General features: G+C 68.1%; 19 protein-coding genes and 2 pseudogenes. 9 read left to right on the forward strand and 12 right to left on the reverse strand.

The window, feature by feature from the left end; all coding sequences use genetic code 11:
* Nucleotides 1-45: 45 nt before the first annotated feature.
* Together J2W68_RS05320 and J2W68_RS05325 are read left to right on the forward strand one after the other, a co-directional pair.
* Nucleotides 46-597: an adenine phosphoribosyltransferase gene (locus J2W68_RS05320; RefSeq protein WP_430539673.1), complete on the forward strand. Its 552-nt coding sequence runs from the start codon at nt 46-48 to the stop codon at nt 595-597.
* Between the two features lie 60 nt (nt 598-657).
* Nucleotides 658-1,137 (forward strand): cupin domain-containing protein, encoded by a 480-nt coding sequence (locus tag J2W68_RS05325; protein WP_310233366.1) that lies wholly within the window; start codon nt 658-660, stop codon nt 1,135-1,137.
* 9 nt (nt 1,138-1,146) lie between these two features.
* Here J2W68_RS05325 and J2W68_RS05330 read toward each other — a convergent pair whose 3' ends face one another.
* The 3 genes and pseudogenes from J2W68_RS05330 to J2W68_RS05345 form a co-directional block, all read right to left on the reverse strand.
* Entirely contained in the window at nt 1,147-1,593 is a 447-nt protein-coding gene (locus tag J2W68_RS05330) for a hypothetical protein (protein ID WP_310233368.1), read from the reverse strand.
* Between the two features lie 61 nt (nt 1,594-1,654).
* A pseudogene (locus J2W68_RS17985) lies at nt 1,655-2,373 on the reverse strand (SOS response-associated peptidase).
* A gap of 516 nt (nt 2,374-2,889) precedes the next feature.
* Nucleotides 2,890-3,153, reverse strand: a complete 264-nt coding sequence (locus J2W68_RS05345) for a hypothetical protein (RefSeq protein ID WP_310233375.1) — start codon at nt 3,151-3,153, stop codon at nt 2,890-2,892.
* Between the two features lie 393 nt (nt 3,154-3,546).
* Here J2W68_RS05345 and J2W68_RS05350 point away from each other — a divergent pair, with 393 nt between their 5' ends.
* Complete coding sequence (locus tag J2W68_RS05350; RefSeq protein ID WP_310233495.1) at nt 3,547-4,146, forward strand: DNA-3-methyladenine glycosylase; 600 nt, start codon at nt 3,547-3,549, stop codon at nt 4,144-4,146.
* On the opposite strand, the gene J2W68_RS05355 is transcribed toward J2W68_RS05350, so the two are convergent.
* Together J2W68_RS05355 and J2W68_RS05360 are read right to left on the reverse strand one after the other, a co-directional pair.
* The gene (locus tag J2W68_RS05355) at nt 4,143-4,466 is read right to left on the reverse strand and encodes a thioredoxin family protein (RefSeq protein ID WP_310233377.1); all 324 of its coding nucleotides are present in this window, start codon (nt 4,464-4,466) and stop codon (nt 4,143-4,145) included. The genes J2W68_RS05350 and J2W68_RS05355 overlap by 4 nt on opposite strands.
* Entirely contained in the window at nt 4,466-4,864 is a 399-nt protein-coding gene (locus J2W68_RS05360; RefSeq protein ID WP_310233378.1) for a host attachment family protein, read from the reverse strand. The genes J2W68_RS05355 and J2W68_RS05360 overlap by 1 nt, the downstream gene beginning before the upstream one ends.
* 171 nt (nt 4,865-5,035) lie before the next feature.
* On the opposite strand from J2W68_RS05360, the gene J2W68_RS05365 reads away from it, so the two are divergent.
* A complete protein-coding gene (locus J2W68_RS05365) occupies nt 5,036-6,202 on the forward strand; it encodes a DUF1624 domain-containing protein (RefSeq protein WP_310233380.1) in 1,167 nt (388 codons plus the stop codon).
* Nucleotides 6,203-6,221: 19 nt separating this feature from the next.
* On the opposite strand, the gene J2W68_RS05370 is transcribed toward J2W68_RS05365, so the two are convergent.
* The 3 genes from J2W68_RS05370 to J2W68_RS05380 all read right to left on the reverse strand — a co-directional run bounded on the left by J2W68_RS05370 (nt 6,222) and on the right by J2W68_RS05380 (nt 7,845).
* Nucleotides 6,222-6,797: a hypothetical protein gene (locus tag J2W68_RS05370; RefSeq protein WP_310233382.1), complete on the reverse strand. Its 576-nt coding sequence runs from the start codon at nt 6,795-6,797 to the stop codon at nt 6,222-6,224.
* Between the two features lie 87 nt (nt 6,798-6,884).
* Entirely contained in the window at nt 6,885-7,532 is a 648-nt protein-coding gene (locus J2W68_RS05375; protein ID WP_310233383.1) for an NAD(P)H-binding protein, read from the reverse strand.
* Nucleotides 7,522-7,845 carry a DUF6122 family protein gene (locus J2W68_RS05380; RefSeq protein WP_310233384.1) on the reverse strand — a complete coding sequence of 108 codons (324 nt, stop codon included), beginning with the start codon at nt 7,843-7,845 and terminating at the stop codon, nt 7,522-7,524. The genes J2W68_RS05375 and J2W68_RS05380 overlap by 11 nt, the downstream gene beginning before the upstream one ends.
* Before the next feature lie 154 nt (nt 7,846-7,999).
* Here J2W68_RS05380 and J2W68_RS05385 point away from each other — a divergent pair, with 154 nt between their 5' ends.
* Nucleotides 8,000-9,646 carry a GGDEF domain-containing protein gene (locus tag J2W68_RS05385; protein WP_310233386.1) on the forward strand — a complete coding sequence of 549 codons (1,647 nt, stop codon included), beginning with the start codon at nt 8,000-8,002 and terminating at the stop codon, nt 9,644-9,646.
* 422 nt (nt 9,647-10,068) lie between these two features.
* Nucleotides 10,069-10,779 (forward strand): response regulator transcription factor, encoded by a 711-nt coding sequence (locus J2W68_RS05390; RefSeq protein WP_310233387.1) that lies wholly within the window; start codon nt 10,069-10,071, stop codon nt 10,777-10,779.
* A gap of 65 nt (nt 10,780-10,844) precedes the next feature.
* On the opposite strand, the gene J2W68_RS05395 is transcribed toward J2W68_RS05390, so the two are convergent.
* Both J2W68_RS05395 and J2W68_RS05400 read right to left on the reverse strand, forming a co-directional pair.
* On the reverse strand, nt 10,845-11,009 hold the full coding sequence (locus tag J2W68_RS05395) for a hypothetical protein (RefSeq protein ID WP_310233389.1): 165 nt from the start codon (nt 11,007-11,009) through the stop codon (nt 10,845-10,847).
* Nucleotides 11,010-11,437: 428 nt separating this feature from the next.
* Complete coding sequence (locus J2W68_RS05400; RefSeq protein ID WP_310233391.1) at nt 11,438-11,914, reverse strand: hypothetical protein; 477 nt, start codon at nt 11,912-11,914, stop codon at nt 11,438-11,440.
* A 104-nt stretch (nt 11,915-12,018) separates the two neighbouring features.
* On the opposite strand from J2W68_RS05400, the gene J2W68_RS05405 reads away from it, so the two are divergent.
* Nucleotides 12,019-13,149 carry a PQQ-dependent sugar dehydrogenase gene (locus tag J2W68_RS05405; protein ID WP_310233393.1) on the forward strand — a complete coding sequence of 377 codons (1,131 nt, stop codon included), beginning with the start codon at nt 12,019-12,021 and terminating at the stop codon, nt 13,147-13,149.
* Between the two features lie 34 nt (nt 13,150-13,183).
* Here J2W68_RS05405 and J2W68_RS05410 read toward each other — a convergent pair.
* Together J2W68_RS05410 and J2W68_RS05415 are read right to left on the reverse strand one after the other, a co-directional pair.
* A pseudogene (locus J2W68_RS05410) lies at nt 13,184-14,474 on the reverse strand (glycoside hydrolase family 2 TIM barrel-domain containing protein).
* A gap of 73 nt (nt 14,475-14,547) precedes the next feature.
* Nucleotides 14,548-14,922 (reverse strand): hypothetical protein, encoded by a 375-nt coding sequence (locus J2W68_RS05415; RefSeq protein WP_310233395.1) that lies wholly within the window; start codon nt 14,920-14,922, stop codon nt 14,548-14,550.
* A 68-nt stretch (nt 14,923-14,990) separates the two neighbouring features.
* Between J2W68_RS05415 and J2W68_RS05420 the strand changes: the two genes are divergently transcribed.
* Nucleotides 14,991-15,230 carry a hypothetical protein gene (locus J2W68_RS05420; protein WP_310233397.1) on the forward strand — a complete coding sequence of 80 codons (240 nt, stop codon included), beginning with the start codon at nt 14,991-14,993 and terminating at the stop codon, nt 15,228-15,230.
* Between the two features lie 74 nt (nt 15,231-15,304).
* On the forward strand, nt 15,305-16,498 hold the full coding sequence (locus J2W68_RS05425; RefSeq protein ID WP_310233401.1) for a GAF domain-containing protein: 1,194 nt from the start codon (nt 15,305-15,307) through the stop codon (nt 16,496-16,498).
* The last annotated feature ends 47 nt before the right edge of the window (nt 16,499-16,545 follow it).

Consider the following 16,545-nt stretch of genomic DNA (forward strand, 5'->3'; position numbering starts at 1 on the left):
ATACGCCGCGTGGCGTGCACATTGTGTCGGAACGCATGTGCGGCCATGATCGTCGCCCGCCGAACGAGCCCTCCCCCGATGCCGCACTGGTCGTCGCTGATCCGGGACATCCCGGACTTTCCCAAACCCGGCATCGTGTTCAAGGACATCACGCCGGTCCTCGCCGATGCACGCGGGTTCGCCGATGCGATCGATGCGATGGCCGCGCCCTGGCGCGATGCGGTGCCAGATGCCTTCATCGGCATCGAATCGCGCGGCTTCATTTTCGCGGCCGCGCTCGCGCATGCGCTGGGCACGGGCTTCGTGCCGGTGCGCAAGCCGGGCAAGCTGCCGGCGCGCACGCTGGCCCACGATTACGCGCTCGAATACGGCAGCGACCGGCTGGAGATGCATGCCGATGCATTGCCGCCCGGGGCCCGCGTGGTGCTGGTCGACGACGTACTCGCCACCGGCGGCACGCTGCGCGCGGCGCTGTCGCTGGCACGCCAGCAAGGCGCGACCGTGGTCGGCGCCGCGGTCCTGGTCGAATTGCCCGAACTCGATGGCCGCGCACGCTGGGATGTCGACGCGCCACTGCACGTCGCCCTGCAGGGCTGATTTCAAGGCGCGGCGACACGTGCGCATGCACGCTGCCGGTGAATCGTGCCGGAGCCTGTGATGCGCATCGAACGTCTGGTCCTCGGCCCCAACGACTGGGTGCCGAACAATCCGTCAATCGCGGTACGCGTCTATCGCGGCCTGCATACTGCTGACGGCCATGTGCCGGATGCGCCGGCGTTCGAGCACATGTTCGGAGCGCATGGCTGGCCGCCGGACTGGCGCGGCGGCGTCTACGACGATCACCACTACCACTCGACCGCGCACGAGGTGCTCGGCGTGTACGCGGGGCGCGCACGGCTCGAGATCGGCGGCCCTGGTGGCAAGGCGATCACGCTCGAAGCAGGCGATGCGCTGCTGCTACCGGCCGGCACCGGCCATCGCTGTATCGATGCAGACGACGCGTTCCGCGTGATCGGCGCCTATCCCGACGGACAGGACTGGGACCTCCAGCGCGCCGCGCCGGATGCGGCGACACGCGCGCGCATCCATGCCCTGCCCGCGCCACCGCGCGATCCTGTCGACGGCGCGCCGTTCTAGCGCGTGGCGTCAGGGCGTTGCAGGCGCAGGCGGCGCACCGCGCTTGGCCTGCTCCAGCAGCGCCGCGAAACGCGCCTGCCGCAGCTGGTCGCCGAGCGTGGTGCACTGCGGACCGACGGGTTGTGATGCGAGCTGCGTGCGCATGGTGCCGGCCACCTGGTCGAACTGGGCATCGACGGCCTGCACAGTCGCGGCGAACTCGGGGGAGTCGGGCTTGCTGCCCTTCGCAGCCACATAGTCCGGATTGTTGATGCGGAACTGGGTCACGCCGGTGTCGAGCGCCTGCGCGCCGGCTGGATCCGTGGCGCAGAACTCGCGGAACACCTCGATCTGGCGATCGAAGACGTGCGCGCCCATATAGGCGGCCTGCCCATCGTCGAGAGGAGCCTGTGCAAACGCAGGGGCGCCGACGGCGGCAAGGGACATCGCGAGGCACGCGGTACGCAGGATGGGCATGACGGACTCCGGAACGGATCGGGGGAAGCGCGGACAATAACGCTGCGATGTGAGATTTCCGTCAGTCGTCGTCGAGGTCGTCGTCGTCCGGGTCACGTGTCTCGTCCGCGTCTTCGGGCGCTTCGGGCATGGCCGGCTCGAGCAGCGTGTAATCGTCGACATCGCGACTGCGGATCCGCCGCGAGACCGGATAGGCCTCCAGCGCCGGCTGCGGCGTGCCTGCGATCCGCGCAGGGTCGGGCGCCGGATCGGAGAGCCATGTACGAAGTGCCTTCGATGGCAGGAACAGCGGGCCGTCGGGGGACAGTGGCGCAGGAATCGCGGCGTTGGCCATCGTCAGCAGGGCGAACGATGCGAGGGGTGGCAGCTCGCGCTCCCACAGATCCCACACACCTGCCGCGAACAGCAGGTCGCCGGCGCGTGACTGGATGAAATGGGGAACCGGGCGCGCGCCACTGCGGTCCCATTTGTAATAGCCATTCATCGGAATGACGCATCGTCGGGACGCCAGGGTCTTGCAAAGATGCGGCTCTTCGGTGCGCGATTCAGGCGCGCGGTAATCGTGCTGTACGCCGTTTCCGGCAGCTTCGACCAGCGCGGCACCAGCCCCCAGCGCAGGGTGTCCACGGCCATCTCGTCGTCATGCATCACCAGCACAAGCGCGTCGCCGTTTGATGCGATGTTGTAGCGCGGCGGCGCATCCGACAGCGCACTTGCGATATCCGCCGACAACGCCGCAGGGACAGCATCGGGCGCGATGGCCTGCACGAACCTACGCATCGGCACGCGCCGGGGGATCGATTGGACGTGCGCGATGCGACATGCGGCCAGCCTGCGACGCGATGCGTGAAGCAGACGCGGATTTCACGCCTGCATGTCGCCGTCGCGGCCACGGTGGTTGCACCACCCGCCACGAGACGATGCCATGCAGATGCCGAATCCCTCGCAACCGCCGACGCCACCGAATGACGTACCCGGCAGCATCCCGCACCCGATGCACGACCCCATGCCGGACCAGCCTGTCGATCCACCGCTGCCGACGCCCGGCGATCCGGAGCGCGATCCGCAGCCAGTACAGGATCCGCCCGCACCGGGCCAACCACAGGATCCCCCGCAGCAGTATTGACGCAGCAGTACCGATCAAGCGCGGAGGGTCAATGCATCGCGGGAAGGCGATACGTTGACCCGGATGCGTCGAATGCGAAATCGCCGCGCCTGTGATTCTGCATCCGCCAGGCACGCCATATGTCGATCGTATGCCTGCTTCCTGCGCGCCTGGCGCTGAAAGCGGCTACCCTACAGTGCGAAGGTCGAGACTGCCGTAGCGTCGGCGTCGGATTCAGACCCTGCAGCCGCGTACGTGCGCTCGCACTCGTAGCCGCCGTCTGCGCCGAAGACACGGACAGTCGCCCCGCGCGCGAAGAGCTGCGGATGGGTCGCGAGCATGTCGAATGCCGACGAGTGAGTGGCATGGTGCGAGGCCGCGGAATCGCCGGCAATGGCGAGTTCCCAGTCGAATGTCGCTGCGTTGTGGCGCAGCGTAAAGCTCAGGGGAGGCATGCAGGGTGTCCATCGGCTTGAAGGGGCAGCCGGGCACCACGACACCCTCTCACATCGGGCATGACGGCATCGTGGTTTCCGACGGCTTGAGCCCATTGCAGGCAGACGCACTGCCCGTCACAGCCTCGAATGGCTGTTCGATGGGAAGCCGATGATGCCGGCGCATCGCCGCGAAGTGTCCCGCCAACAGTGCACGCGTCGGCCTTCGACCGGCCCGTTGTGATCGCCGCGCTGCCGGTCAGCGGTGCTGGGCGAGATCAAGCCGGGTCAAACCCTCGGCCGGGATCACGTGCATCCCGCCAGTGCGGCCGCGTCCGCGATCAAGCAAGCGGAAGACGTGAGGTGTTCGCGCGTGGGCGACACCGGCGCATGCACGCTGCGCGCATGCGTCCCCTGCCCCGCCGTTTCTATGCCCGCGATGCGCATATCGTCGCGCCCGAACTGCTCAACAAGGTACTGGTCACCACAGACGGACGCCGCGCACGGATTGTCGAAGTCGAAGCCTATTGCGGGGGCGACGACCCGGCGGCGCATTCGTTCCGCGGCCCGACGCCGCGCAATGCGGTGATGTTCGGCGCGCCGGGGCATCTGTATGTCTATTTCATCTACGGCATGCACTGGGCGATCAACGCGGTCTGTGGACAGCGTTCCGGGCATGGCGTGCTGATCCGCGCGGCCGAGCCCTTGGCCGGCCTGGACACGATGTCCGACGCGCGCCACACGACGACACCCACCCTGCTGGCATCGGGGCCGGGGCGTCTGGCGCAAGCGCTGGGCGTGACGCGCGAGGATGGTGGGCTCGACATCACGAAACGCACGTCGCGCATCTGGATCGGCGATGACGGCGTGCCGCCGCCCGAGACACCCACGGTCACGACCCGCATCGGCATCCGCCGCGCAGTCCATGCGCCGTGGCGCTTCTGTGTTCCAAGCAATTTGCACGTGTCACGCCATCGCGGACCGCCAAAAGTCCGACGCAAAATCTTGCGCTAGTCGAGCGCGCGCAAGGCCTCGGTCACGGTGGCCGCATCCGTCGGACGCACCACGCGCGCGAGTTCCACGCCGTCGCGCATTACGATCAGCGTGGGCCAGAGCTTGACCGCGAAGCTGCGTCCCAGGAGACGGCCCTTGCCGTCTTCGATCTTCAGGTGTTCGACACTGTCACGACCGGCGAGCGCGGATGCGATCGCCGGTTGCGCGGCTTGGCAATGGCCGCACCAGTCGGTGCCGAATTCGATCACCAACGGGCCGCGCATTGCGTCGACCACGTCACGTGACGGCGCCTCCGCGCGGTAGCCGCTGGCGGTCGCCATCAGGACAACGAGCGTTGGATGGTGTCGAGCGGCGCGTTGGTCAGATCCTTGGCGAGATCGCCGATCAGGCGCTGCTGCGTTTCCTTGTGCAGCAGCGGACGCACGCGGCCCAGCGTCTTGGCATCGGCGATCAACACCAGATGCGCGTACTTGTTCTTCAGCGCGCCGTCGTTGAGGCCTTGGGCCAGCTGCTTGGCGAACGTCGCCTCATCGAGCTGCGAGGCACTGGATTCCGATGGCATCGAGCCCGACGGGCCTTCGTCGTCGAGGTTCATGCCTTCCAGCAGCGCTTCCTGCTTCAGGGCGAGGTTGCGCTCGTCACCGGTGTTGCTGAACACGCGGGCCGAGCCGCCATCCGCCACTACGATCAGGGCACCCTGCGGAATCTTCATCGTCATCATCGCCTCCACTTCTGTTGGTCTGCGCCGCAATACGGCTGCAATCAGCGTAGGCAGGCAAATGTGAGCGGCGTGGCACGGGGACGTTCGCAACGCGGCGTTGCGTTCAGGACGGCCGGTCCAGCCAGACCATCATGTAATAATCTAACGATTCATTTGTCCGGTTGCACCGTGTCCCCAGACGCCTTCTCTGCAGCGCCGAAAGCGCGCCTGTCCTCGATCGACCTGCTCCGCGGCACCGTAATGGTGCTCATGCTGCTCGACCACGTTCGCGAGACGTTTTTTCTGCACCTGCAGATGGGCGATCCGGTCGACGTGGCGACCGCCTCTCCTGCCTTGTTCGCCTGCCGCCTGCTCGCGCATCTGTGCGCGCCGGTGTTCGTATTCCTGACCGGCCTGTCCGCCTGGCTCTATGCGAGCCGTCAGCCAAATGGACGCCGCGCGGCGTCGGCCTTTCTGTTCAAGCGCGGCCTGTTCCTGGTCGTGCTCGAGCTGACCCTGGTCAACTTCGCGTGGACGCTGGAGTTGCCGCCGCAGACGCTGTACCTGCAGGTGATCTGGGCGATCGGGCTGAGCATGCTGGCGCTGTCGGCGCTGCTGTGGCTGCCGCGTGCGGCGCTGATCGCGCTGGCCGTGGCGATCATCGCCGGTCACAACCTGCTCGACGGCGTGCGCCTGGACGCCGGGCATCCGCTGCACGCGGTGTGGGCGGTGCTGCACCAGCGCGACTGGCTGCAGTTCGGCGATGCGATGCGTGCGCGCACGTCGTACCCGCTGCTCCCGTGGATCGGGGTCATTGCGCTAGGCTGGGCGGCCGGCCCCTGGTTCGCGCCTGAGGCTTCGGCAGCCCGGCGGCACGCCCTGCTGCTCGGGAGCGGGCTCGGCGCGCTCGGCGGCTTCCTGCTGCTGCGCATGGCGAACGTCTATGGCGATGCGGCCTGGACACTGCAGGCCGATACGACGCGCACGCTGATGGCGTTCTTCAACGTGACCAAGTACCCGCCGTCGTTGCAATTCGTGCTGCTGACGCTGGGCGTCGGCCTGTTGCTGCTGCGGCTCTATGAATCACCCGCACTGGCGCGCCACCTGCAGCCACTGTCCGCATTGGGCGCCGCACCGATGTTCTTCTATCTGCTGCACATCTACGTGCTGCGGCTGCTGTACCTGGGCGCGGTCGCGCTATGGGGCACCAATCACGGGGCGCTCTTCGGCTTCGACAGCGTCGCCACGCTGGTGGCGATCACGGTGGCGCTGACCCTGGCGCTGCAACCGCCGACTGCGGCGTTCGCCAGACTCAAGGCACGCCGCCGCGATATCGCATGGTTGCGCTACCTGTAAGTCCGGTGCACAGCGCCCGTCAGCGCCAGGGCTGACGGCCTTCGGTCCACGATTCGCCGCGCATACGGCCTGCCGGATACGGGCCGTGCAGCTCACCGTAGCCAGGGCCGAAGCCGTCGAAGTAACCGCCGGCGCCATACCCGCCGTACCCGCCATAGCCCCCATACGGGCCGAAGCCGCGACCGTAGTAGCCGGGGCCGTCTGACTGGGCGATGCGCAGGTTGAGCTGCATGGTGTTGAGGTTGCCGGCTTCGCTGACCGTTTCCTTGCACAGACTGATGTCGGCGGCGTTGAAGTTGCTGGTGCCGCCACGCGAGGAATAGCCGATGCCGGTCGTAACACTGCCTGTCACGGTGCGCTCGCTGCCGTCGGGCGCGGTCGGACAGCCGCCGCGGCGCACCAGATCGTCGCCGTAGCGCGCGCGATACTCGGGCGTCTCGGTCCGCGGACCGGTGTACTCGCCGCCGCCGAACGCCGCGTCACCGGTGAACATCGGCTGCGACGGCAGGCTCAGGTCGACGCGGTCGTCCTCCGCCGCGTGCGCCATGACCGGCGTGACGAGCAGGGAAATCCACAACACTGAGGTGATCCGCATGGCGAGTCCTGTTCCGGTTTCGTGGGCGGACGCGTCGGCCCGGAGTTCGACGCTAGCACTGTGGGCTTGAATCGGTGCTGGCTGCGGTCAGGCCAGTGCGGCAGCATCGACGATGCGGCAACCGGGCGCGGCAGCCAGCGCGCGGTCGACGAGGGCGTCGGCGATGCGCGATGCGGGACTGATGCGCCAGCGCCTGGGCAGCATCGGCCCGAGCGCGCCGAGCGCCACCGCAGCGGCGCGCTCGGCCGGGCGTGCCTGCACACGATCGCCACCGATCAGGCCCGGGCGCACCAGAGTCAGCGACGGCCAGCCCTGCGCCTGCAGCGCGTCTTCCAGCTCGCCCTTGACCCGGTTGTAGAAGAAGCGCGACGCCGCATCGGCGCCCATTGCCGAGGTCAGCGCGAATGCACGGGCACCGTGACGACGCGCGAGCGCGGCAATGGTCAACGGATAGTCGTGGTCGACGCGGCGGAACGCGTCGCGCGAGCCGGCCACGCGCAGCGTCGTGCCCAGCGTGCAGATCACCGCATCGACGCCCCACAGCGCAGCGTCATCGGGCAAGGCATCAAAATCGACGACGGGCGCATGCAGGCGCGTATCGCGATGCGGCAGCGGTCGCCGCACGGGGGCCACCACCCGCGCCACGCACGGACTCCCCAGCAGTCTGTCCAGCACGTGGCCACCGACGAGGCCCGTCGCACCAACCAGCAGGACCGTCGCGTCGTCAGCCGACATAACGCATCCACACGCAATCGATCGCATCGAGCGCGATGTGCACCAGCAGGCCGATCCCGAACAGCCGCGTGCGCCTGGGCACGGTGAGACCCGCATACAGCGCGATGGCCGGCGCGGTATGCAGCGGGTGGAAACCGATGCTGCAACGCCCGGGCGCGTAGATCGGATCGGCCAACAGGTGATCGATATCGATGATCCAGCCGAGCATCAGCAGCGCCCAGGCCCGGCCGAATCGCTCGCGCCAGAACAGCCAGGCCAGCAGCGCCGGCACGGCCGCATGCAGCAATAGATGGAGGATGGGGCGGACACCCATGCGCGACGGTCCGTTCGACGAAGACAGACAGCTTAGACGCGGATGCATCGCAGATCTCTGCATGCACGTCACGACCCGCGGAGCACGCGCGCCGCGGCCGCTACACTGTCTCAAGCTCCTACTCCGGGGAGACAGGGTGTCTTCGGCGCAAACGATGAAGCGTAGGCGGGGCTGGCGGGCAATGGCGATGGCCGTCGCGATGGGGGCGCTCATGTGCATGCTCGCGGCCTGCGGGCAGCCCGGCACGCCGGCGCCCGTCGTGACCGGGGCGCCAGCGCTCGTCTCCAACGATCCACACGAATGTGTCCATGCGCACGGCCCCGGCCGTGAGGTTCTGCAGTTGCCGGCGCCCGAGGGCGGCTGGTCCGGGCATCCACAGGCGGTCGTGGTGCTCAACGCCCTGTCGGGCGAAGTGGACATCCGTCACGGCCAGCGCGACCGCTGCGGCACGCTGGCCGATGCCCGCACACTCGATTCGCGCTTCCGCGCCGGCGTGGGCACGGTGCTGGTACCCCGACAGGGCGACACCGCACCGATCGAGATCGAATACGACGCCAATCCGCTGCCGTTGTGGCGGCCGATCGTCCAGCTCGGCGAACCCACGCCGGTGCAACGCGCCGATATCGTCCGGTTCGCAATCCGTGTCGCGTCGCTGGCCGTCGTGCTGACGCTGGTGATGTCGGCCCTGCTGAGCTTCATCGCCACCCGCGAACGCGCGTTCCTGACCTACGCCGCCACCGTGAGCGTGTTCGCGGCCTGGCTGGCGCTGCTGTCGGGGATGTGGGCCTGGCCGCGACCGTGGCTGCCGATCGCGGGCTTCGCGGTCGAAGCGATGGTCGGCCTGGCGGTCGCGCTGGTCGGCATGACCACGCTGGCGCTGGTAAGGCAGTCCTGGCTGCGGCGTCGGCTGCCACAGGTCGAGCGCGGGGTGCGCTGGGCGGCGCGCGCGTTGGTCGTCGCCGGCCTCAGTACGCCGCTGTTGCCGCCCGGCGTGCTGGCCGCGATGTCGGTGGCGACCGAGCTCGGGTTCTATCTGCTGGCGCTGCTCTTCACCGGCGTCGCGGCGACGGCGATGATCCAGCGACACGGCGGCGGCGCGTCGCTGCTGGCAGGCGTGCTGCCGTTTCTGGCGGTCGCTGCATTGGAGACGTTCGCGCCGGCAACGCTCGCGTTGTGGAAGGTCGAGGCCTTCATGCTGTCGGGCGGCTGGCTCGCCCTGACCTGCAGCATGGTCCTGACGCTGCGCCTGGGTGTGCTGCGCCGGCAGCGCGACGAGATGACGCGACTGGCCCAGACCGATCCGCTGACCGGGCTGCCGAACCGTCGCGCGGCGCTGACGCGGCTCGAGCACAGCATCGCCGCTGCACGTGCGGACGGCGCACCGTTGACGGTCGCTTTTCTCGATCTCGACCACTTCAAGCGCATCAACGATCTCTACGGCCACGAGTGCGGTGACCGAGTGCTGCAGCATGTCGCCAACGCTTTGCGCGGTGCCTTCCGCAGCGCCGACCATGTCGCGCGCATGGGCGGCGAGGAGTTCCTGGTGATTTTGCCGGGCGCCGACGTCGAGCACGCCCGCCTGCGCGTCGACACCCTGCGCGCCATGCTGTTGAACACCGCCGTGGCGCTGGACCAACCCGGCATGCAGGTCACCCTGAGCGCAGGTGTCAGTGCGCTACGCGACGACGACGCCGGTGTCGATGCCTTGCTGCGGCGCGCCGATGCGGCGATGTACGCAGCCAAGCATGCGGGCCGCGACCGGACGGCGCTCGATGACGAGCTGCCCGCGCTGGCCCAGTGACCGGCCCGGTGCCGGTCAATCCTCACAGTGATCTCCACCGACGCCGCGCTGTTGTACACCTCGCCGTGGAACACCACCTTGAACAGTGCATCGGCCGGAAGACGCCGGGACCCTCGCCGCCGACCGGCACCTCCAGCACGTCGAGGCTCACCTGATGGAACCGTCGGCGTCGAGGTCGGCAACCATGAGGTGGAGGCAATCAATCAGACAGCCGCGGCGCAACTGAGGGGGTGTCCATACGAAAAGGCATAAGTGGAGCAACGGACGCCGACGTTGCCTTCTCCGCGCAGCACGGCCGAACCATCGCCCAACGTCCCCGAACACGCCGCCATATGTTCGGAAACGCACACGGGCTTTCACCGGATTTCCACTGCCTTGATGCGAACTTCGCGAACCTTAATCCTGATGAGCGGAGTCGTTCCATGGCGCACCACAGTCCCGGCGGTCTCATCCTGCTCGTCGAGGACAACCGCAACATTTCCGAACCTGTAGGCGAGTTTCTCGAAAGCCGTGGCTTCGAGGTCGACTATGCGGCTGACGGACTCGATGCGGTGAACCTCGCAACCGAGATCGCATTCGACGTCATCGTGCTGGACCTGATGCTGCCGCGGCTGGGTGGACTGGAAGTCTGCCGCCGCCTGCGCACCGAGCATCGCAGTACCACACCGATTCTGATGCTGACCGCGCGCGATTCGCTTGAAGAAAAGATCGAAGGCCTCGAAGCCGGCGCCGACGACTATCTGACCAAGCCGTTCGACATCAAGGAACTCGAGGCGCGCGTGCGTGCGTTGATCCGCCGCGACCGTCGCGAGATCGGCGCCAGCGTGCTGCAGATCTCCGATCTGGTGTTGGACCCTGCGTCACTGCGCGTGCAGCGCGGCGGTCGCGAGCTCAACCTCGCGCCGATCGCATTGAAGATTCTGACGATATTGATGCGCGAAGCACCGCGCGTGGTCAGCCGTCGCGAGATCGAACAGGAGATCTGGGGCCTGACCCTGCCCGACTCCGACACGCTGCGCAGCCATCTCTACAACCTGCGCAAGGCGGTTGATCGCGACCAGGATGTGCAGTTGCTGCACACCATCACCGGCGCGGGCTATCGCGTCGCCGATCTGCACCAGGCAGTCGCCTGATGCGATCTGCGTGACGCTCCGGACACGGAGCGTCACGCGGTCACGCTCCGCCGAGAAGGCGCGGCTTACTCCTCTTCTTCACTGCCACCGGGCGTCTGACGCTGGGGCGGCTGACGCGTCGCGTCGTCCTGACGATCGTTGCCCTGCTGACCGGGCGACTGCGCGCCCTGCTGGCCGGGCGCGTTCTGCGATTGCGCGGATTGCTGCGGGTTCTGGGTCTGGTTGCGCATGGGAGGCTCCAACGGCGGGAATCGCCGTACGCGCACCGTCCGCCCCGGATCGTGAGTCATCCGCGATGTCCGGGCATTCAGTGCACGCCCCCCCAGCCGCCGTTGCCGACGATACAGAGAGCTGTCTGCGCATTGCCCCCGATTGCGACGTCCGTTTCACGACGCGGCGCACGGATGCCGGCGATTCAACAGCACAGTGCACTCCCGGTCTGCGCTCATCTGTCCACACGTGATGTCAGCCGCGCACGCCGGCTCTCTTGGCGAACAACGCGCCGGCGGTGCAAGCGATGGATTCGCATAGCGCTTCGCCTGCGCCCTGCGTCTCCGGTCGCGCGGCGGCGTTCCGCAGCTAGGGGGAAAGGCAAGACCCAATACCGCGGATGCGCGTCCTCGCGCTGCACGAAGCCGCCCGGCCCTCATCCCAGCGATCAGTACCGGCTGCGCCGGGTACGCGTCCACCACGTGAACGCCGCGCCGGCGAGCAGACTCCCCGTCGCCATTGCCAGCAAGCCACCGATGCCGCGCGTCGCGTCGATCAGCACCGGCATCGGCGCGACCGCGTCGACCGCGCGCACCGCCGCAATCAGACCCACGCCTGCAGCGAGCGCATACAGCGGCACGCGCGCCTTCGGCCAAACGCGTACCAGCAGCGCTGCGACGAGAAACGCCGGCAGCCACGCCGCCAGCACGATGCCGGCATAGGCCGGGCCGAACCCCGCCAGATCCTGCAACGTGGTCAACGCGCGCACGCGCAGCGGAATGTCGACACCCAGCGCCGCCAGCGCCTGCAGATTGAATTGCGTCTGCACCACGCTGCCCCAGACGGTGGCGAGCAACAGCGCGGCAACGAACGCGGCAATGCGCCGGCCCCATCCGAGGGTGCGGGTCGTGCGGGAGATCGTCATCGGCAAGTGGCATGCAGCATCATGTCCGTCGATGATGCCGCAGTCGCGGCGCCGAATGTGGAGTGTGCATGTCGATCGCGAGCCCCCGCCTGCCGGTTCCCCGCGTGACGCGCAGACCGATCCCGCGCATCGGCATGGCGTGTGTCGCCCTGCTGTCGCTGCTGCTGGCCGGCATAGCGGCGGCCGACACCCGCGCCTATCGCGTGGAAACCGTCGCCGGGGGGCTGGATCATCCGTGGTCGCTCGCCTTCCTGCCCGACGGCCGGATGCTGGTGACCGAACGCGCGGGACGCCTGCGCGTCATCGAACGTGGCGCCGATGGCGCATTCGCGCTGCGCGACGCACCGGTCGACGGCGTGCCGCAGGTCTTGGCGATGGGGCAGGCCGGCCTGTTCGATGTGATGGTCGATCCCGGCTTCGCGCAGACCGGACTCATCTATCTGTCGTTCGCACACGGCACCGCGGAGGCGAACCACCTGCGCATCGTGCGTGCGCGCTTCGACGGCACGCGCCTGCACGACGTCGCGCCGGTGTTCACCTCGCAACCGGCCAAGCGCGCCGGCCAGCATTTCGGCGGCCGCATGGCGCTGCTCGCCGACGGCACGCTGGTGACCGCAGTCGGCGACGGCAACCTCGAACGCACCGATGCCCAGCGTCTGCATACGCATCTGGGCAAGACGATCCGCGTGCACACCGACGGCCGCGTGCCGCGCAACAACCCCTTCGTCGGCCGCGCCGGTGCCCTGCCCGAGATCTACACGACCGGCCACCGCAATCCGCAGGCGATCGTACGCGTCGGCGATGCGCTGTATTCCAACGAGCACGGCGCCAAGGGCGGCGACGAACTCAATGCGATCGCCGCCGGCGCGAACTATGGCTGGCCGATCACGACCGACGGCGTGGACTACACCGGTGCGCGCGTGACGCCCTATCGCACCTGGCCCGGCATCACCGCGCCACTGACGCACTGGACACCGTCGATCGCGCCCTCGGGCATGGCTTGGTACGACGGCACCCTGTTCCCCGCCTGGCGCGGCAGCCTGTTCGTCTCGGCGTTGGTGGAGCGCAGCGTGCGCCGCGTGCCGATGGCCGGCGGCGTGCCCGGCGTGCAGGACATTCTGTTCGCCGAACTCGGCGAGCGCATCCGCGATGTGCGCAGCGGACCTGACGGCGCGCTGTATCTGCTGACCGACAGCGCGAGCGGGCGCGTGCTGCGCGTCGTGCCTGCGGACTGACCGGTCCCGCAGGCGCGCGCCTACAGCGCCTCGATCATTGACGCGCCGGCGGTGGGCCGACATGGAACGGGAAGTTCGCGTACGCCGCATGCCCCTGCCCGTCGCGCACCTCGACGAACAGCCGGTAGGCGCCGGGCCGGGTCGGCGCCGAGAACCGCAGCTCGCCACCCGCAACTTCGGACAACCGCAACGGCACCTCCGGCGGCAGGGTTTCCGGATCGCCACCGATCGATATCGCCCGGCTTTCTTCGCGCACGATCCAGCGATAGGTCAGCGGATCACCGTCGGGATCGCGCGCGACCACTTGCGCGCGATGTTCGGCATCGGGTGCCAGCACCACGCTGTCGATGGCGAGCCGGCCGTCGATGCGCAGCGGCGCGATCTCCGGCGCGCGGTTCTGCGGCCAACGCCCGGTCCACAGCTGCTGCATCGCATCGACGCCCGGCGTTGATTCGCCGCTGGACAAGAACAGGCCATACCAGGTCGGCGTGCGCTCCTGCTTCTGGCCCCACAGGAACACATAGGACCCGAGCCCCTGCGCGGCGTCCGCTTCGATGATGCGCGTGTAGCGATCGACCAGCAGCGCCGCCTTGCGTGATGCGTCGTCCTCGATCGGTGCGGCCCAGGACGTCAACGGACTCTCCCAGTGACCTGTCGGCCCCCATTCGGTGACGACGTAGGGGCCATTCCAGCGCGCGGCTTCGAGTTTGGCCGGCAGCTCGACGATGTCGCCGTAGAGCTGCACGCCGATCAGATCGAGTGACGGCGCGCGTGTCCGCAGCAGATCCGCAAGCGCGGGATCGAACCCGGCCAGCGGCGTCATCACCGGATGGTGCGGATCTTCGGCATGAATCGCCCGCGTGATCGACTCGACCACATCCCACACTCGTGGATCGCGGGCTTCGAGATTCAGTTCGTTGCCGACCACCCACATCAGGACCGCGGGGTGTGCCTTGTGGGCACGTACCTGTTCGAGGATGCGCGCCTGCTGCGCCGCGATCGCGGCCACGTCGCCGTAGTCAAACCCATGCCGCTCCTTGCCGACATGCAGCCCCATCGCGACCATCAACCCACTTGTGCTGCGCGCGATCGAGCATCGCGCGCACGTGTGCCGGATCGTCGGCGGTGTGCCAGGTGCGGAACGAATTCGCGCCCCGCGCAGCCAAGGCTTCCTGGTCGCCATCCTGCAGACCGGCGCCGCGGATCCGGAACGGCTGGCCGTCGATCTGCAACTGGTGGCCAGCCGGTGTCGAAACGACGCGAACCTGCGAAGGGCGATCGGCGGCGTTCGCCGACATGCACGCCATGCAGACCGCCAGCACCATGATCACGCGCCATGCTGGGTGGAAGAGCGTTCGTGTCATCGAGGACTCCTGTGCGCGGGCCGGCCGCGTCGATTCAGTCGGCAAGACCAAGCAACATGCGTGCGTTGCCTTCGCGGCTCTTCGCTTTCGCGTCGCCGGTCAGCGGCGGTCCGTTCAACGCATCGAGGTTCTGTTCGAGGATGAACCGGGGAACATCGGAGCCGAGCAGCAGGCGAGGCCAGCAGGCACGTGGCAATCGGCAGACACTGCATCCGCAAGCTCCTTCCGCAAGTCGCGCCACTCTACCGGCGCAATCGCGCATGCCCCAGACGCAGCGCAGCATTGGACATCGTCGGGATTCGAATGCCGATTGAAAAGCGCGCAGGCGCAACGCGGTGTATGTCGTGACGATCCGCCCTGCTGCAGGCGCGTCCTGCGGCTGCAGCAGGGCGGCAAACGGCGACCGCATCCGCGCCGCGCGTGAGGAGGCCGTGCACCGGCCAACTGCTAGGGTCCCGCATTGACCGGGAGAACATCTTGACCACTCGCGACACCGCGACCGCGGTGCTGGAAGACCTGGACGGCGAGCTCATCCGCATGTCCGACACCGGCGCCCCCCAACTGTCCCGCCTGGCGGCGTTCGCGAACGTGGCCGACGCGCTGCAGTTCATCATCGTGCCGCCGGACCGTCACTGGTTCTTCGTCGAGCTGCACGCGCTCGTCGAACGCCATCATCTGCCGGTGAACACACTGGACGAGGCGCTGGCCACACATTGAAGCAACGGGTGGTCAAGGGGATGCGTCATCACATAGAGTTCACGCCTGAGCAGGACTCGTCCAGGGAGGACGCGGTGACCACGGGCGATCGTTTCTTCAGCGAGTCGGGCAATCTCGCCGACCTTGCAGTCGCTTCGGTGACCCGCACCTCGCTCAGCCATGCCTTTGACGAGCTGCTGCAGGGCCTCAGGCGCAGCATCGGCATCGCCCATGCGCAGCTCACGTTCGACCCCAAGGTCTCGGCCTGGTTCGCGCTCGAGCGCGCGCCCGAGACGATACCGGCCAACCCCGACGGACCCGACCTCACCGTGGTCTGCCGCCAGGTCATCGAGCACAGCACGCCGATCGAGGTCGCGGATCTCGCGGCGCATCCGGTTTTCTCCAACGAACCGATCGTCACCGAAGCGGGCTATCGCTTCTACAGCGGCCTGCCGCTGCTGTCGGATTCAGGCCGCGCCCTCGGTGCGCTGTGCGTGATGGATACCCGCCCCCGCACGCTCGACGCCATGGAGCGTGCGTTGCTGCAGGGCGCCGTCCGCCAGGCCAGCATCCAGCTCGAACTGCGTCGTGCGCTCGAGAGTGCGCGCCGTGCGAATCGCTATCGCACGCGCCTCAATGTCCTCGCCACACGCGGGTTCCGCGGGCCGCTGACCACGATCACCACCGTGCTTGGCGAACTGGCCGGTTTTTCCCATTCCGCCGAGGAAAAGGAACTCCTGGCGCTCGCGCTCGAGGCCGCGCGCACGCTGGAAACGGATTTCCGCCAGGTCGCCGAGGCCACCGCAGAGGAAGCCGACCAGGACCTGCAGACCAGTACGCGTGTCGCGCTGTCGCAGGTTTTCGCCGACCTCGCGCACACCATGGCGCTGCCGATGCGCGTGCACGGCACGCGACTGGAAGTCGAATCGACCGACATCGTGCTGTGCACCAATGCGCCGCTGCTGCTCCGCGCCCTGTGCAGTCTCGTGCGCGTGGCACTGGAACGGCGCGCGACCCTGGTCTGCGTGCAGTGCGTGCACGACGCCGACGACCTGGTGCTGTCGGTCCGCGCGCGCGGCGGCGGCGACCGCAGCGGCATGAGTGATCGCGATGCGCGCGGCGTGGCCGAGGATCTCGCCGGCCTCAACCCCAATGGCTCGCTGGGCCTGGGCACCAGCATCGCCAAGCGCAGCTGCGACGTGCTGGGCTACCAGCTGTCGGTGGAAACCGCGCTCGACGTCGGCAGCGACTACATCATCCGCATTCCGGCCACGCAGATCATCGACTGAAGCGTGGTCGCGCGCGGCCGCCTGCCGGGCCGGTTTCGTGCCAGCGA

This window comes from Luteimonas terrae, from assembly GCF_031457535.1.
In the GTDB taxonomy this organism is placed as follows: domain Bacteria; phylum Pseudomonadota; class Gammaproteobacteria; order Xanthomonadales; family Xanthomonadaceae; genus Luteimonas; species Luteimonas terrae_A.

Excerpts from the sequence above, each read along its gene's own strand:
- J2W68_RS05320 (WP_430539673.1), top strand. The coding sequence starts at position 46 with ATGATCGTCGCCCGCCGAACGAGCCCTCCCCCGATGCCGCACTGGTCG.
- J2W68_RS05360 (WP_310233378.1), bottom strand. The coding sequence starts at position 4,864 with ATGACGATGAAGATTCCGCAGGGTGCCCTGATCGTAGTGGCGGATGGC.
- J2W68_RS05400 (WP_310233391.1), bottom strand. The coding sequence starts at position 11,914 with ATGACGATCTCCCGCACGACCCGCACCCTCGGATGGGGCCGGCGCATT.
- J2W68_RS05415 (WP_310233395.1), bottom strand. The coding sequence starts at position 14,922 with ATGCGGTCGCCGTTTGCCGCCCTGCTGCAGCCGCAGGACGCGCCTGCA.
- J2W68_RS05390 (WP_310233387.1), top strand. The coding sequence starts at position 10,069 with ATGGCGCACCACAGTCCCGGCGGTCTCATCCTGCTCGTCGAGGACAAC.
- J2W68_RS05370 (WP_310233382.1), bottom strand. The coding sequence starts at position 6,797 with ATGCGGATCACCTCAGTGTTGTGGATTTCCCTGCTCGTCACGCCGGTC.
- J2W68_RS05325 (WP_310233366.1), top strand. The coding sequence starts at position 658 with ATGCGCATCGAACGTCTGGTCCTCGGCCCCAACGACTGGGTGCCGAAC.
- J2W68_RS05385 (WP_310233386.1), top strand. The coding sequence starts at position 8,000 with ATGAAGCGTAGGCGGGGCTGGCGGGCAATGGCGATGGCCGTCGCGATG.
- J2W68_RS05375 (WP_310233383.1), bottom strand. The coding sequence starts at position 7,532 with ATGTCGGCTGACGACGCGACGGTCCTGCTGGTTGGTGCGACGGGCCTC.
- J2W68_RS05395 (WP_310233389.1), bottom strand. The coding sequence starts at position 11,009 with ATGCGCAACCAGACCCAGAACCCGCAGCAATCCGCGCAATCGCAGAAC.
- J2W68_RS05355 (WP_310233377.1), bottom strand. The coding sequence starts at position 4,466 with ATGGCGACCGCCAGCGGCTACCGCGCGGAGGCGCCGTCACGTGACGTG.
- J2W68_RS05330 (WP_310233368.1), bottom strand. The coding sequence starts at position 1,593 with ATGCCCATCCTGCGTACCGCGTGCCTCGCGATGTCCCTTGCCGCCGTC.
- J2W68_RS05380 (WP_310233384.1), bottom strand. The coding sequence starts at position 7,845 with ATGGGTGTCCGCCCCATCCTCCATCTATTGCTGCATGCGGCCGTGCCG.
- J2W68_RS05345 (WP_310233375.1), bottom strand. The coding sequence starts at position 3,153 with ATGCCTCCCCTGAGCTTTACGCTGCGCCACAACGCAGCGACATTCGAC.